Raw genomic sequence first — 12447 nt, forward strand, 5'->3', positions numbered from 1 at the left:
TATCTGGCGCGTTACCGACTAGAGGGCGAAACCGTAGTGATCTTGGCTCTGCGCCACCAGCGCGAAGCCGGGTTTATTTAGGTCTTGGAGGGGCAATGAGTGGGTTGAACTGGGAGAAAGCTGCTAAAAACGCCAAGGCAGATAAGCGAGCTACCGGGCTGGATCTCCTCCGCAATCCTCTACCCCAAGAGCAAAACTGGACGTTGTAGACGTCGCTCCTGAACTTGCAGGGCAAGCGGTGGGCGAGGCAATACAAAGGGGGCGGTTGATCGATAAGGCGTTGACCTTTGAAGAGCGCAAGGCTGCGGCATTAAAGCGTCACGCAGAGAAAACAGGGAAGCCCTTGCCAGAGACCAAGAAGCCACAGAGCAAGAAGGCGCCGCACAAGGCCGATCAGGCAGAGAAAAAACAGCGAAGAGCAGTCAAGGCAGAACGAAGCAAGCGGCGGGCTGAGTGGCGCAAGACGTTGCCGCCGGAGCAGGCCGAAGCGAAGATCAATCAGCTCAAAGCGGAAACCAAAGCCGCCCGGAAGAGCCGAGAGAAGGTTGATGATTCTCCACCGTGGTAAGAAAGTGATGATTGGGCATTGATGCGGGGGGATGGATGACGGAAAACGAGAACCAAGAGATGCAAGTGGATGTGGCTCATGAAGCTTGGCAGGGCGAACAGGTTGAGGCTGCATTGAGTGAGGCTGATGTTGGTGACTTTCTGCCGGAAAAAGAGATGGCGGAGAAGCTCAATCAGTTGGGTAAACGGAACAAAGTAGAGATGGACGGTTGGGCTCAGGAGAACTATGAGGCAATCCAAGAACTGAACCGGATGGTTGAAGAACGCGGTCTATTTTCCGATGGATTATCTAAGGTCGAGCAGACCATGGAGAGAGTTCGCAAGGGTGAAGAGGTTCTGCATTCGCTGGACGATGTAGAACGAGAGCTAGGTCTTGATGGAGCGGCACCATGCCGGTGATTTTGCGCATTAATGGCTATCGGTTCTTCTTCTACTCAAACGAAGGGGATCCTCTGGAACCTGCTCACATTCACGTATCAAAAGCGGGTAATGAGGCAAAAATCTGGCTAGAGCCAGAGGTATTTCTTTCCAGAAATGATGGATTTGGAGCGCGGAGTTGCGAGAGGTCATCACTATCGCAAATGAACACAGGGCGTTTTTCGCGGAGAAATGGCATGAATATTTCGCCTAAATTGGTGCGGTTTGACGAGAACAGCATGTGGGTTGAGTTGCTCGATGGACGGATTATCGGGGTGCCCCTTGTTTGGTTCCCTCGTTTGATGAGAGCGAGACCGGAACAGTTAACCCAGTACGAACTTAGTCAGCAAGGTATTCACTGGGATGAGTTGGATGAGGATATTTCTATTGCTGGTTTGTTGGCGGGCCAAGGGGATATCACTCACAGGCCACACCGAGCCGCTTAATGAGGGAGTGAAAGGGTGACGTTAGAGGATATTTATGGTGTGGACTCACCAGAGTGGCACATGAACATGAACGATCTCCATCAGGCTGCAAACATCATTGATAGCTGGCTGGATGGTGGAGAGGTTGATCCTTATTTGGCCCATTACATCGGGATGATGTGCCTTTCCATAAGCGAGCGAGCCCCAGAACTTCCAGAGGAAGAAGATGGGTCGGTAAAGGTGAAAGAAAGTTAGAAGCGGCTAACGTTGCTCAGGCGTAGGTACTGCGTTAACGTACTGTCCAGAAAAGACAAACCCCGAATCTCTGTTCATGCAACTTGGCGGAAGCGTTCAGAGAGTTCGGGGCCGTGACTTAATCACAGGAACAAGAATACCACATGGATCACGTCAAACAACCCTACACCGCCAATAAGGCGGTTGGTCTTGCTAGGTAATTTCAAGCGACTCCTGCCCGAATTTGTCGAGTGTCAGCCCGTTAAGGGCGGCCCTACCTGCTGGCTACCTCGCGATAGCGCCATGCAGATCGAGCGCATCAGGGCGCATCTCAACGACCGTCATTGGTTGATGATTGATCATGATAACTCGCCGACCGTTCACGCCCACACACTGTACGACATCGAGCCGAACGTGGTGGTCTACAACCAGACCGATCCCCATCGGCACCAAGCTTTCTGGCTGCTAAAAGACCCGGTTTACTGTCAGCCGGAGGTACGCGAGCGCCAGCCGTACCGCTATTTGACGGCTATCGAGGCCGCCTATGACGAGCATTACGGGGCCGATCTCTGCTTTGCGCGCCATATCCACCGCAACCCCTGCGCCTTCATCAACGATACCGACTGGCGGCACTGGCGGACACACACGCTTTCAGAGTTGGCTGAACCGGTAAATCTGTCAGCACGGCGAGCCAAGGCTTTGGATCACTCCATAAGCGCCTCAGAGGGTCGTAATAGCGCTTTGTTCGATGAGGTAAGGCGATGGGCTTACCCACAGGCAGAAATCGCTCGTAGCGCGTCCTATGAGGTTTGGCATCGTCAGGTAGTGACCAGAGCGTTGGCGATGTCAGAGCAGATCGTCAGTGACAGAGGGGCATTGCCTGCCCGTGAAGTGGGTTATGTGGCCAAGAGCGTGGCCGAGTTCGTCTACTACCGCTACACCGGGGCGGGCTGCGTCCTAACGCCGGAGCTTAGAGCCATCAAGGCCGAGCAAGGGCGGAAGGGGGGGCTTATCGGCGGCAAGGTGTCCAAGGGCGGTGGAAGGCCCAAATCAACGAACTGGGAGCTATGGGAGGCGATCCAGAAGATGAAGGCCGAAGGGCATCCACATAGCTCGATAGCGCAGGATCTTAAAATCTCGGCCAGTACCGTCAGCAAGTACGCCAAAATTTCAAAATAGCGATCGCGAAACAAAGCTATCAGTTGATCCCCCCTTTTGAGGGGGTCTTTTCGCCTCAAAAGGGTCTGTCTTGAGCTGTTAAAATAATTCCAGAGAGAGGATCTCGTTGCGAGGGGGGTAAGGCCGATCCCGAAGGGTTGTCCATCAGGCCGTGTGTTTGGCCTGTGGGCAATAGGGCTTATCCCCGGAGCTGTTTGTTCTCTGCCGTTCGCAGTGCCCGCAGGATCTCCCCGGCCTGTTCCGGGGTCAGTACCACCGCCGACCCTCCATCCCGGATAGCCTGCATCTGGGCATCCAGCCCCTCCACCAATGCCCGATTTATCGTCACAGTAACGTTATTGCCCTGCTGCTTTGCACGGTAGGCTGCTTGTCGTTCAGCCCCTGTTTTGGCTGATCCTGTTTTTGGCCTACCCCGTCCGCGCTTGATGCCAAACATGTCCCCAGTGCCCTTATCCGTTGCGTCCTTCATGGTGTTATTTCCTGTCACTGTAACGGTAATTGATTATGTGTCACGGTGACAATTAATGGCAAGTTGCCGCCCCCCTATTTTTTTGCTGTACTGGTTATTAGCCAGCCGACCCGTATTACGTTTTCACCTGCTTCGCGGCTCAACGTAACACGGGGCTGGTGAGGGGCTATGCCCCTTCAATCCCCCTAAACCCACCGCCGGAGGCAGCGTGTCCAAGGCCCAAAAGATAACCACCGTCAGCGTCAGGATCGACAAGCCGACCGCAGCCGAATGGCGCGAGCGGGCGACAGCATCCGGGCTCAGCGTATCGGACTGGATCCGGGGGGCGGTCGATGCCAACCAGCAGACGAATTTGCCGACGCCCCAACGCCGTCCCGTCCGTGTCCGCGATACCAGCAACGATGCCGATCCGGCGTTGATGCGCCAGTTGGCCGGGATGAGCAACAACCTCAACCAGATAGCCCGAGCCCTGAACGAATGCCGGTTGGCCGGCTCGTCGGTGCAACTGGTGGAGGTGCTGGCCCTGCTGCGCAGCATCGAGGCACAGGCGGGCCGCCTGCTGCCCCAGTTGCCGCCGCCCCCCAAGCCTGCGGCCAAGGGGCGCGACGATGCTCATTAAATTCCTCTCCCACGGTACGGGCAGCGGTGCCCGTGCTTCGGCCTACCTCATGGGCTCGCACGATCACACAGGTGAACCACGGGCAGGGGTGACGGTACTGCGGGGCGATCCGGTGCTGTTCGCGGCGGTGGCCGACTCGCTGCCGTTCCAGCATCGATACCGGAGTGCCGTGATCTCGTGGGCGGCGGAAGAGGCCCCGACCGCCGACGAGATCACGGCGGTTTTGGCGGACTTCGAGGCGGTGGCGTTTGCTGGGTTGGAGCCGGAAGACGTCCACCTGACAGCGGTCCAGCACGACGAACCGGATGGCGGGGTTCACGTCCACATCCTGATCCCCCGTGTTCACCTGGGCACAGGCAAATCGTTCAACCCGGCCCCACCTGGTCACCGTAAAGCCTTCGATGCGGTGAGGGATAAACACAACCACGAAAGGGGCTGGGCGCGGCCAGACGACCCGCTTCGGGCGCGGTTGCTACGGCCAGACTTCGAGGCGTTCAAGGACAAGAGCGATAAGACAGCCATCAAGAAACAGATCACCGACCACCTATTCGCCGCCGCCGAGCAGAGAGTGATCTCCAATGCGGCGGAGCTGCGGGACTACCTACAAACCTCGCTAGGGTGCGAAATCACGCGCACGGGGGCCGATTACACCAGCATCAAGCCGGAGGGCTATCCCAACGCTATCCGGTTAAAAGGGGAACTCTATGGAGCGTCTTGGACAGCAGAAAGAACGCTTGAGCGAGAGGCTCAAGCAGCGGCAAGAGCAGGAATTGGGCGAGGTGGAGAAGTTAGCGAAAGCGGTGCTCGACGAGCTCAAGAAAGACTTAGAGAAGCGTGTGAGCGACGAGCTGAATACAACCGTGGGCGCTATCAAGAAAGGGATCGAGGGCTTGCCCCAACAGATCACCGATTCGACCGTTCCATTGAGGGAGGTTTTGGAGCAGGCCCAGAGCGAGACCAACACCCTCAAGCTGGTCTCCAGCGTTTGGCTCAAAGCCTTGCTGGTCGGGGTATGCACCTCCGTGGGGATCGGGCTGGGGAGCTGGGGGGTATTGAGCTGGATGGGCAGCGAGGTTCAACGGTTGAACAGCGAGATCCGCAGCGCGAAAGCCACGCTGGCGGAGCTTCCGACCGGAGTGACCTTCGTCCATCAGGGGGGAAAGAGCTACATCCTCGCGCCGACATTAGGGGAACCGTTCAAGGTGAAGGACAGCGACAAAATGGCCGTGGAGGTGAACTGAATGACCGAACTGGAGCGGGTATTGCTCGACAGGCTGGAGCGGATCGAAACGGCGCACCAGCAGCAAACGGCGGCTTTGGCGCTGCAATTGAAGCAGCAGGCGCGCTCTTTGAGCGAGTTGCAGACGGTATGCAGCAATGCGCTAAAGAGCTGCGAGACGCTATGCAGCGAGCTACAGAGTTCGTTCGAGACGCTGCAGAACGGGGTAGAGCGCTCGAACAAAGTCACAGGGACAGCGCTTGGCAGCTTGAGCAGCAGTGTCAGCGACTTGAGCAAGGCGCTGGACGACTTATACAAGGCGCAGAGCTGATCGTCGATAGGGGTAAGGCGCTGCGGAAAGAGCAGAGCGCAGATCAGAGTTGCGGTAGCGGATTACGCATGTAATTGGCGTCACTGTGACAACAATTAAGGAGATCGGATATGAAATCAGGTCGGTTGGGTACGCCTGACACGGTGGCGCATATTCGCCAGTTCCCCCCGGTTGAGTACGAACTGGTGAGCTATCAAGGCTCCCCTTGGCTATGGGCCGATGGAAAGCCGCTGATCGACCTCCTCGATGCGACCATCGACTGGCTGATCGATGACGACGGCAGCCGCTGGATCGTCATTGATACCGAATACCTGCGCCAGCAGGTGGCCCACTATGCCCTGTTGTCCGCCGATACGTGGCGGCAACGGTTGCTCGATGCAGGCGTGGAGGTGGATTGAGGTGCGATTGAGTGATCGGTTTCCGGGGCTGATGTTGTGGCACACGGTGGCGGCACTGGCCGCCGTGTTCGCGGCGAAATCCCTGCTGTACTGGGCTGCGGACTGGTTGGATCTTGGTTCGCTCTACAGCGCCTTGGCGGGGCCTTCTTGGGACATGGCGGCATGGATAGCGTTGTTGGCCCTGCTGCTGCGGTGGATGAAGGTCTAGCCTGTTCTGCCGCGCTGCGCTTGGCGGCCCCCGAGCCCGCGGCGACAGACTGCGCTAGTCGCCCCCGTTCGGGGGCTGCATTGCAGTACTGCAATCGGGTTGTGACGGCGCTTGGATTGCGTGGTAAATTTAGGTATCACAAGGTAATACCTTTGGCTAACAGTGAGGTCTTATGTCCGCAGCTACCAAACCCATGTCTATCAAACTTGATAGCGATACCCAAAGCCGGATCAAGCAGCTAGCTGCTGCCCGCGACCGTTCAGCGCACTGGATGATGCGCGAAGCCATCACCCAGTATGTTGAGCGCGAAGAGCGCAAGGAGGCGTTCCGCCGCGATACCCTCGATGCTTGGCAGGAGTTTCAGGAGAGTGGTTTGCATGTCTCTCTTGAGGAGGCCGATCAGTGGTTGGCTGGTTGGGGCTCCGAGATTGAAGGTGGTGCACCTGCATGCCACAAGTGATCCTCTCTCCGGCTGCTCTGCGTGACCTTAAACGGCTGCGCGATTTCTTGCACAGTAAAAGCCCTGTTGTTGCACAGCGAGCAGCCCAAACCATCCGTTCGGCGCTGGCCCAGCTCGGACAACAACCCGAGATGGGTCGTCCTGTTGAAGGGCTTCCGGAGGTGTTCCGCGAGTGGGTGATCCCCTTTGGGGACAGTGGTTATCTGGCGCGTTACCGACTAGAGGGCGAAACCGTAGTGATCTTGGCTCTGCGCCACCAGCGCGAAGCCGGGTTTATTTAGGTCTTGGAGGGGCAATGAGTGGGTTGAACTGGGAGAAAGCTGCTAAAAACGCCAAGGCAGATAAGCGAGCTACCGGGCTGGATCTCCTCCGCAATCCTGCTGATGAGATGAGCGAAATTACTCGGTTGCAGCAGGCTCGGCAGAAGAAGAACAGACCTACCCCAAGAGCAAAACTGGACGTTGTAGACGTCGCTCCTGAACTTGCAGGGCAAGCGGTGGGCGAGGCAATACAAAGGGGGCGGTTGATCGATAAGGCGTTGACCTTTGAAGAGCGCAAGGCTGCGGCATTAAAGCGTCACGCAGAGAAAACAGGGAAGCCCTTGCCAGAGACCAAGAAGCCACAGAGCAAGAAGGCGCCGCACAAGGCCGATCAGGCAGAGAAAAAACAGCGAAGAGCAGTCAAGGCAGAACGAAGCAAGCGGCGGGCTGAGTGGCGCAAGACGTTGCCGCCGGAGCAGGCCGAAGCGAAGATCAATCAGCTCAAAGCGGAAACCAAAGCCGCCCGGAAGAGCCGAGAGAAGGTTGATGATTCTCCACCGTGGTAAGAAAGTGATGATTGGGCATTGATGCGGGGGGATGGATGACGGAAAACGAGAACCAAGAGATGCAAGTGGATGTGGCTCATGAAGCTTGGCAGGGCGAACAGGTTGAGGCTGCATTGAGTGAGGCTGATGTTGGTGACTTTCTGCCGGAAAAAGAGATGGCGGAGAAGCTCAATCAGTTGGGTAAACGGAACAAAGTAGAGATGGACGGTTGGGCTCAGGAGAACTATGAGGCAATCCAAGAACTGAACCGGATGGTTGAAGAACGCGGTCTATTTTCCGATGGATTATCTAAGGTCGAGCAGACCATGGAGAGAGTTCGCAAGGGTGAAGAGGTTCTGCATTCGCTGGACGATGTAGAACGAGAGCTAGGTCTTGATGGAGCGGCACCATGCCGGTGATTTTGCGCATTAATGGCTATCGGTTCTTCTTCTACTCAAACGAAGGGGATCCTCTGGAACCTGCTCACATTCACGTATCAAAAGCGGGTAATGAGGCAAAAATCTGGCTAGAGCCAGAGGTATTTCTTTCCAGAAATGATGGATTTGGAGCGCGGGAGTTGCGAGAGGTCATCACTATCGCAAATGAACACAGGGCGTTTTTCGCGGAGAAATGGCATGAATATTTCGCCTAAATTGGTGCGGTTTGACGAGAACAGCATGTGGGTTGAGTTGCTCGATGGACGGATTATCGGGGTGCCCCTTGTTTGGTTCCCTCGTTTGATGAGAGCGAGACCGGAACAGTTAACCCAGTACGAACTTAGTCAGCAAGGTATTCACTGGGATGAGTTGGATGAGGATATTTCTATTGCTGGTTTGTTGGCGGGCCAAGGGGATATCACTCACAGGCCACACCGAGCCGCTTAATGAGGGAGTGAAAGGGTGACGTTAGAGGATATTTATGGTGTGGACTCACCAGAGTGGCACATGAACATGAACGATCTCCATCAGGCTGCAAACATCATTGATAGCTGGCTGGATGGTGGAGAGGTTGATCCTTATTTGGCCCATTACATCGGGATGATGTGCCTTTCCATAAGCGAGCGAGCCCCAGAACTTCCAGAGGAAGAAGATGGGTCGGTAAAGGTGAAAGAAAGTTAGAAGCGGCTAACGTTGCTCAGGCGTAGGTACTGCGTTAACGTACTGTCCAGAAAAGACAAACCCCGAATCTCTGTTCATGCAACTTGGCGGAAGCGTTCAGAGAGTTCGGGGCCGTGACTTAATCACAGGAACAAGAATACCACATGGATCACGTCAAACAACCCTACACCGCCAATAAGGCGGTTGGTCTTGCTAGGTAATTTCAAGCGACTCCTGCCCGAATTTGTCGAGTGTCAGCCCGTTAAGGGCGGCCCTACCTGCTGGCTACCTCGCGATAGCGCCATGCAGATCGAGCGCATCAGGGCGCATCTCAACGACCGTCATTGGTTGATGATTGATCATGATAACTCGCCGACCGTTCACGCCCACACACTGTACGACATCGAGCCGAACGTGGTGGTCTACAACCAGACCGATCCCCATCGGCACCAAGCTTTCTGGCTGCTAAAAGACCCGGTTTACTGTCAGCCGGAGGTACGCGAGCGCCAGCCGTACCGCTATTTGACGGCTATCGAGGCCGCCTATGACGAGCATTACGGGGCCGATCTCTGCTTTGCGCGCCATATCCACCGCAACCCCTGCGCCTTCATCAACGATACCGACTGGCGGCACTGGCGGACACACACGCTTTCAGAGTTGGCTGAACCGGTAAATCTGTCAGCACGGCGAGCCAAGGCTTTGGATCACTCCATAAGCGCCTCAGAGGGTCGTAATAGCGCTTTGTTCGATGAGGTAAGGCGATGGGCTTACCCACAGGCAGAAATCGCTCGTAGCGCGTCCTATGAGGTTTGGCATCGTCAGGTAGTGACCAGAGCGTTGGCGATGTCAGAGCAGATCGTCAGTGACAGAGGGGCATTGCCTGCCCGTGAAGTGGGTTATGTGGCCAAGAGCGTGGCCGAGTTCGTCTACTACCGCTACACCGGGGCGGGCTGCGTCCTAACGCCGGAGCTTAGAGCCATCAAGGCCGAGCAAGGGCGGAAGGGGGGGCTTATCGGCGGCAAGGTGTCCAAGGGCGGTGGAAGGCCCAAATCAACGAACTGGGAGCTATGGGAGGCGATCCAGAAGATGAAGGCCGAAGGGCATCCACATAGCTCGATAGCGCAGGATCTTAAAATCTCGGCCAGTACCGTCAGCAAGTACGCCAAAATTTCAAAATAGCGATCGCGAAACAAAGCTATCAGTTGATCCCCCCTTTTGAGGGGGTCTTTTCGCCTCAAAAGGGTCTGTCTTGAGCTGTTAAAATAATTCCAGAGAGAGGATCTCGTTGCGAGGGGGGTAAGGCCGATCCCGAAGGGTTGTCCATCAGGCCGTGTGTTTGGCCTGTGGGCAATAGGGCTTATCCCCGGAGCTGTTTGTTCTCTGCCGTTCGCAGTGCCCGCAGGATCTCCCCGGCCTGTTCCGGGGTCAGTACCACCGCCGACCCTCCATCCCGGATAGCCTGCATCTGGGCATCCAGCCCCTCCACCAATGCCCGATTTATCGTCACAGTAACGTTATTGCCCTGCTGCTTTGCACGGTAGGCTGCTTGTCGTTCAGCCCCTGTTTTGGCTGATCCTGTTTTTGGCCTACCCCGTCCGCGCTTGATGCCAAACATGTCCCCAGTGCCCTTATCCGTTGCGTCCTTCATGGTGTTATTTCCTGTCACTGTAACGGTAATTGATTATGTGTCACGGTGACAATTAATGGCAAGTTGCCGCCCCCCTATTTTTTTGCTGTACTGGTTATTAGCCAGCCGACCCGTATTACGTTTTCACCTGCTTCGCGGCTCAACGTAACACGGGGCTGGTGAGGGGCTATGCCCCTTCAATCCCCCTAAACCCACCGCCGGAGGCAGCGTGTCCAAGGCCCAAAAGATAACCACCGTCAGCGTCAGGATCGACAAGCCGACCGCAGCCGAATGGCGCGAGCGGGCGACAGCATCCGGGCTCAGCGTATCGGACTGGATCCGGGGGGCGGTCGATGCCAACCAGCAGACGAATTTGCCGACGCCCCAACGCCGTCCCGTCCGTGTCCGCGATACCAGCAACGATGCCGATCCGGCGTTGATGCGCCAGTTGGCCGGGATGAGCAACAACCTCAACCAGATAGCCCGAGCCCTGAACGAATGCCGGTTGGCCGGCTCGTCGGTGCAACTGGTGGAGGTGCTGGCCCTGCTGCGCAGCATCGAGGCACAGGCGGGCCGCCTGCTGCCCCAGTTGCCGCCGCCCCCCAAGCCTGCGGCCAAGGGGCGCGACGATGCTCATTAAATTCCTCTCCCACGGTACGGGCAGCGGTGCCCGTGCTTCGGCCTACCTCATGGGCTCGCACGATCACACAGGTGAACCACGGGCAGGGGTGACGGTACTGCGGGGCGATCCGGTGCTGTTCGCGGCGGTGGCCGACTCGCTGCCGTTCCAGCATCGATACCGGAGTGCCGTGATCTCGTGGGCGGCGGAAGAGGCCCCGACCGCCGACGAGATCACGGCGGTTTTGGCGGACTTCGAGGCGGTGGCGTTTGCTGGGTTGGAGCCGGAAGACGTCCACCTGACAGCGGTCCAGCACGACGAACCGGATGGCGGGGTTCACGTCCACATCCTGATCCCCCGTGTTCACCTGGGCACAGGCAAATCGTTCAACCCGGCCCCACCTGGTCACCGTAAAGCCTTCGATGCGGTGAGGGATAAACACAACCACGAAAGGGGCTGGGCGCGGCCAGACGACCCGCTTCGGGCGCGGTTGCTACGGCCAGACTTCGAGGCGTTCAAGGACAAGAGCGATAAGACAGCCATCAAGAAACAGATCACCGACCACCTATTCGCCGCCGCCGAGCAGAGAGTGATCTCCAATGCGGCGGAGCTGCGGGACTACCTACAAACCTCGCTAGGGTGCGAAATCACGCGCACGGGGGCCGATTACACCAGCATCAAGCCGGAGGGCTATCCCAACGCTATCCGGTTAAAAGGGGAACTCTATGGAGCGTCTTGGACAGCAGAAAGAACGCTTGAGCGAGAGGCTCAAGCAGCGGCAAGAGCAGGAATTGGGCGAGGTGGAGAAGTTAGCGAAAGCGGTGCTCGACGAGCTCAAGAAAGACTTAGAGAAGCGTGTGAGCGACGAGCTGAATACAACCGTGGGCGCTATCAAGAAAGGGATCGAGGGCTTGCCCCAACAGATCACCGATTCGACCGTTCCATTGAGGGAGGTTTTGGAGCAGGCCCAGAGCGAGACCAACACCCTCAAGCTGGTCTCCAGCGTTTGGCTCAAAGCCTTGCTGGTCGGGGTATGCACCTCCGTGGGGATCGGGCTGGGGAGCTGGGGGGTATTGAGCTGGATGGGCAGCGAGGTTCAACGGTTGAACAGCGAGATCCGCAGCGCGAAAGCCACGCTGGCGGAGCTTCCGACCGGAGTGACCTTCGTCCATCAGGGGGGAAAGAGCTACATCCTCGCGCCGACATTAGGGGAACCGTTCAAGGTGAAGGACAGCGACAAAATGGCCGTGGAGGTGAACTGAATGACCGAACTGGAGCGGGTATTGCTCGACAGGCTGGAGCGGATCGAAACGGCGCACCAGCAGCAAACGGCGGCTTTGGCGCTGCAATTGAAGCAGCAGGCGCGCTCTTTGAGCGAGTTGCAGACGGTATGCAGCAATGCGCTAAAGAGCTGCGAGACGCTATGCAGCGAGCTACAGAGTTCGTTAGACGCTGCAGAACGGGGTAGAGCGCTCGAACAAAGTCACAGGGACAGCGCTTGGCAGCTTGAGCAGCAGTGTCAGCGACTTGAGCAAGGCGCTGGACGACTTATACAAGGCGCAGAGCTGATCGTCGATAGGGGTAAGGCGCTGCGGAAAGAGCAGAGCGCAGATCAGAGTTGCGGTAGCGGATTACGCATGTAATTGGCGTCACTGTGACAACAATTAAGGAGATCGGATATGAAATCAGGTCGGTTGGGTACGCCTGACACGGTGGCGCATATTCGCCAGTTCCCCCCGGTTGAGTACGAACTGGTGAGCTATCAAGGCGCGG

Annotated in this window: 23 protein-coding genes; 21 read left to right on the top strand and 2 right to left on the bottom strand. The window is 57.0% G+C overall.

The annotated features are described in order from the left end of the window. Window positions 1-265 precede the first annotated feature (265 nt). The 5 genes from ACTG2J_RS21735 (at window position 266) to ACTG2J_RS21755 (ending at window position 2822) form a co-directional block, all read left to right on the top strand. Window positions 266-568 carry a hypothetical protein gene (locus ACTG2J_RS21735; RefSeq protein ID WP_439997936.1) on the top strand — a complete coding sequence of 101 codons (303 nt, stop codon included), beginning with the start codon at window positions 266-268 and terminating at the stop codon, window positions 566-568. A gap of 35 nt (window positions 569-603) precedes the next feature. Continuing rightward, complete coding sequence (locus ACTG2J_RS21740) at window positions 604-966, top strand: type II toxin-antitoxin system CcdA family antitoxin (RefSeq protein WP_439997937.1); 363 nt, start codon at window positions 604-606, stop codon at window positions 964-966. Then, window positions 957-1430 (top strand): DUF2442 domain-containing protein, encoded by a 474-nt coding sequence (locus ACTG2J_RS21745; RefSeq protein WP_439997938.1) that lies wholly within the window; start codon window positions 957-959, stop codon window positions 1428-1430. Before ACTG2J_RS21740 ends, ACTG2J_RS21745 begins: the two co-directional genes overlap by 10 nt. Window positions 1431-1445: 15 nt before the next feature. Further along, the gene (locus tag ACTG2J_RS21750; protein ID WP_439997939.1) at window positions 1446-1664 is read left to right on the top strand and encodes a hypothetical protein; all 219 of its coding nucleotides are present in this window, start codon (window positions 1446-1448) and stop codon (window positions 1662-1664) included. A gap of 282 nt (window positions 1665-1946) precedes the next feature. Continuing rightward, window positions 1947-2822, top strand: coding sequence for a replication initiation protein (locus ACTG2J_RS21755; protein ID WP_439997940.1), 876 nt, complete (start codon window positions 1947-1949; stop codon window positions 2820-2822). 178 nt (window positions 2823-3000) lie between these two features. On the opposite strand, the gene ACTG2J_RS21760 is transcribed toward ACTG2J_RS21755, so the two are convergent. Beyond that, the gene (locus ACTG2J_RS21760) at window positions 3001-3291 is read right to left on the bottom strand and encodes a hypothetical protein (protein WP_439997941.1); all 291 of its coding nucleotides are present in this window, start codon (window positions 3289-3291) and stop codon (window positions 3001-3003) included. A gap of 208 nt (window positions 3292-3499) precedes the next feature. Between ACTG2J_RS21760 and ACTG2J_RS21765 the strand changes: the two genes are divergently transcribed. From ACTG2J_RS21765 to ACTG2J_RS21825, 13 genes are all read left to right on the top strand, one after another. Continuing rightward, the gene (locus ACTG2J_RS21765) at window positions 3500-3910 is read left to right on the top strand and encodes a MobC family plasmid mobilization relaxosome protein (RefSeq protein ID WP_439997942.1); all 411 of its coding nucleotides are present in this window, start codon (window positions 3500-3502) and stop codon (window positions 3908-3910) included. A gap of 704 nt (window positions 3911-4614) precedes the next feature. After that, window positions 4615-5151 (top strand): DUF1640 domain-containing protein, encoded by a 537-nt coding sequence (locus ACTG2J_RS21770; RefSeq protein WP_439997943.1) that lies wholly within the window; start codon window positions 4615-4617, stop codon window positions 5149-5151. Next, window positions 5152-5460 (top strand): mobilization protein, encoded by a 309-nt coding sequence (locus ACTG2J_RS21775; protein ID WP_439997944.1) that lies wholly within the window; start codon window positions 5152-5154, stop codon window positions 5458-5460. A 110-nt stretch (window positions 5461-5570) separates the two neighbouring features. Next, window positions 5571-5858, top strand: coding sequence for a hypothetical protein (locus ACTG2J_RS21780; RefSeq protein WP_439997945.1), 288 nt, complete (start codon window positions 5571-5573; stop codon window positions 5856-5858). Window positions 5859-5865: 7 nt separating this feature from the next. Then, window positions 5866-6066 (top strand): hypothetical protein, encoded by a 201-nt coding sequence (locus tag ACTG2J_RS21785; RefSeq protein ID WP_439997946.1) that lies wholly within the window; start codon window positions 5866-5868, stop codon window positions 6064-6066. 193 nt (window positions 6067-6259) lie between these two features. Continuing rightward, window positions 6260-6526 carry a CopG family ribbon-helix-helix protein gene (locus ACTG2J_RS21790; RefSeq protein ID WP_439997947.1) on the top strand — a complete coding sequence of 89 codons (267 nt, stop codon included), beginning with the start codon at window positions 6260-6262 and terminating at the stop codon, window positions 6524-6526. Further along, complete coding sequence (locus ACTG2J_RS21795) at window positions 6514-6807, top strand: type II toxin-antitoxin system RelE/ParE family toxin (protein ID WP_439997948.1); 294 nt, start codon at window positions 6514-6516, stop codon at window positions 6805-6807. The genes ACTG2J_RS21790 and ACTG2J_RS21795 overlap by 13 nt, the downstream gene beginning before the upstream one ends. Before the next feature lie 14 nt (window positions 6808-6821). Beyond that, a complete protein-coding gene (locus ACTG2J_RS21800; protein ID WP_439997949.1) occupies window positions 6822-7352 on the top strand; it encodes a hypothetical protein in 531 nt (176 codons plus the stop codon). A gap of 35 nt (window positions 7353-7387) precedes the next feature. Further along, window positions 7388-7750: a type II toxin-antitoxin system CcdA family antitoxin gene (locus ACTG2J_RS21805; RefSeq protein WP_439997937.1), complete on the top strand. Its 363-nt coding sequence runs from the start codon at window positions 7388-7390 to the stop codon at window positions 7748-7750. Next, window positions 7741-7983 (top strand): DUF4160 domain-containing protein, encoded by a 243-nt coding sequence (locus tag ACTG2J_RS21810; protein ID WP_439997950.1) that lies wholly within the window; start codon window positions 7741-7743, stop codon window positions 7981-7983. Before ACTG2J_RS21805 ends, ACTG2J_RS21810 begins: the two co-directional genes overlap by 10 nt. Further along, complete coding sequence (locus tag ACTG2J_RS21815; RefSeq protein ID WP_439997951.1) at window positions 7967-8215, top strand: DUF2442 domain-containing protein; 249 nt, start codon at window positions 7967-7969, stop codon at window positions 8213-8215. The genes ACTG2J_RS21810 and ACTG2J_RS21815 overlap by 17 nt, the downstream gene beginning before the upstream one ends. Before the next feature lie 15 nt (window positions 8216-8230). Next, the gene (locus tag ACTG2J_RS21820) at window positions 8231-8449 is read left to right on the top strand and encodes a hypothetical protein (RefSeq protein ID WP_439997939.1); all 219 of its coding nucleotides are present in this window, start codon (window positions 8231-8233) and stop codon (window positions 8447-8449) included. A gap of 282 nt (window positions 8450-8731) precedes the next feature. Next, window positions 8732-9607 (top strand): replication initiation protein, encoded by an 876-nt coding sequence (locus ACTG2J_RS21825; RefSeq protein WP_439997940.1) that lies wholly within the window; start codon window positions 8732-8734, stop codon window positions 9605-9607. 178 nt (window positions 9608-9785) lie between these two features. Here the strand turns inward: ACTG2J_RS21825 and ACTG2J_RS21830 are convergent, their stop codons facing one another. Further along, window positions 9786-10076 (bottom strand): hypothetical protein, encoded by a 291-nt coding sequence (locus ACTG2J_RS21830; RefSeq protein WP_439997941.1) that lies wholly within the window; start codon window positions 10074-10076, stop codon window positions 9786-9788. 208 nt (window positions 10077-10284) lie between these two features. On the opposite strand from ACTG2J_RS21830, the gene ACTG2J_RS21835 reads away from it, so the two are divergent. The 3 genes from ACTG2J_RS21835 (at window position 10285) to ACTG2J_RS21845 (ending at window position 12317) form a co-directional block, all read left to right on the top strand. Continuing rightward, on the top strand, window positions 10285-10695 hold the full coding sequence (locus tag ACTG2J_RS21835) for a MobC family plasmid mobilization relaxosome protein (RefSeq protein WP_439997942.1): 411 nt from the start codon (window positions 10285-10287) through the stop codon (window positions 10693-10695). Between the two features lie 704 nt (window positions 10696-11399). Next, on the top strand, window positions 11400-11936 hold the full coding sequence (locus tag ACTG2J_RS21840) for a DUF1640 domain-containing protein (RefSeq protein ID WP_439997943.1): 537 nt from the start codon (window positions 11400-11402) through the stop codon (window positions 11934-11936). Continuing rightward, a complete protein-coding gene (locus ACTG2J_RS21845; RefSeq protein WP_439997952.1) occupies window positions 11937-12317 on the top strand; it encodes a hypothetical protein in 381 nt (126 codons plus the stop codon). Window positions 12318-12447 lie beyond the last annotated feature (130 nt).

The sequence above is a fragment of the Aeromonas sp. 6P genome (assembly GCF_051919525.1).
Taxonomy (GTDB): Bacteria; Pseudomonadota; Gammaproteobacteria; order Enterobacterales; family Aeromonadaceae; genus Aeromonas; species Aeromonas veronii.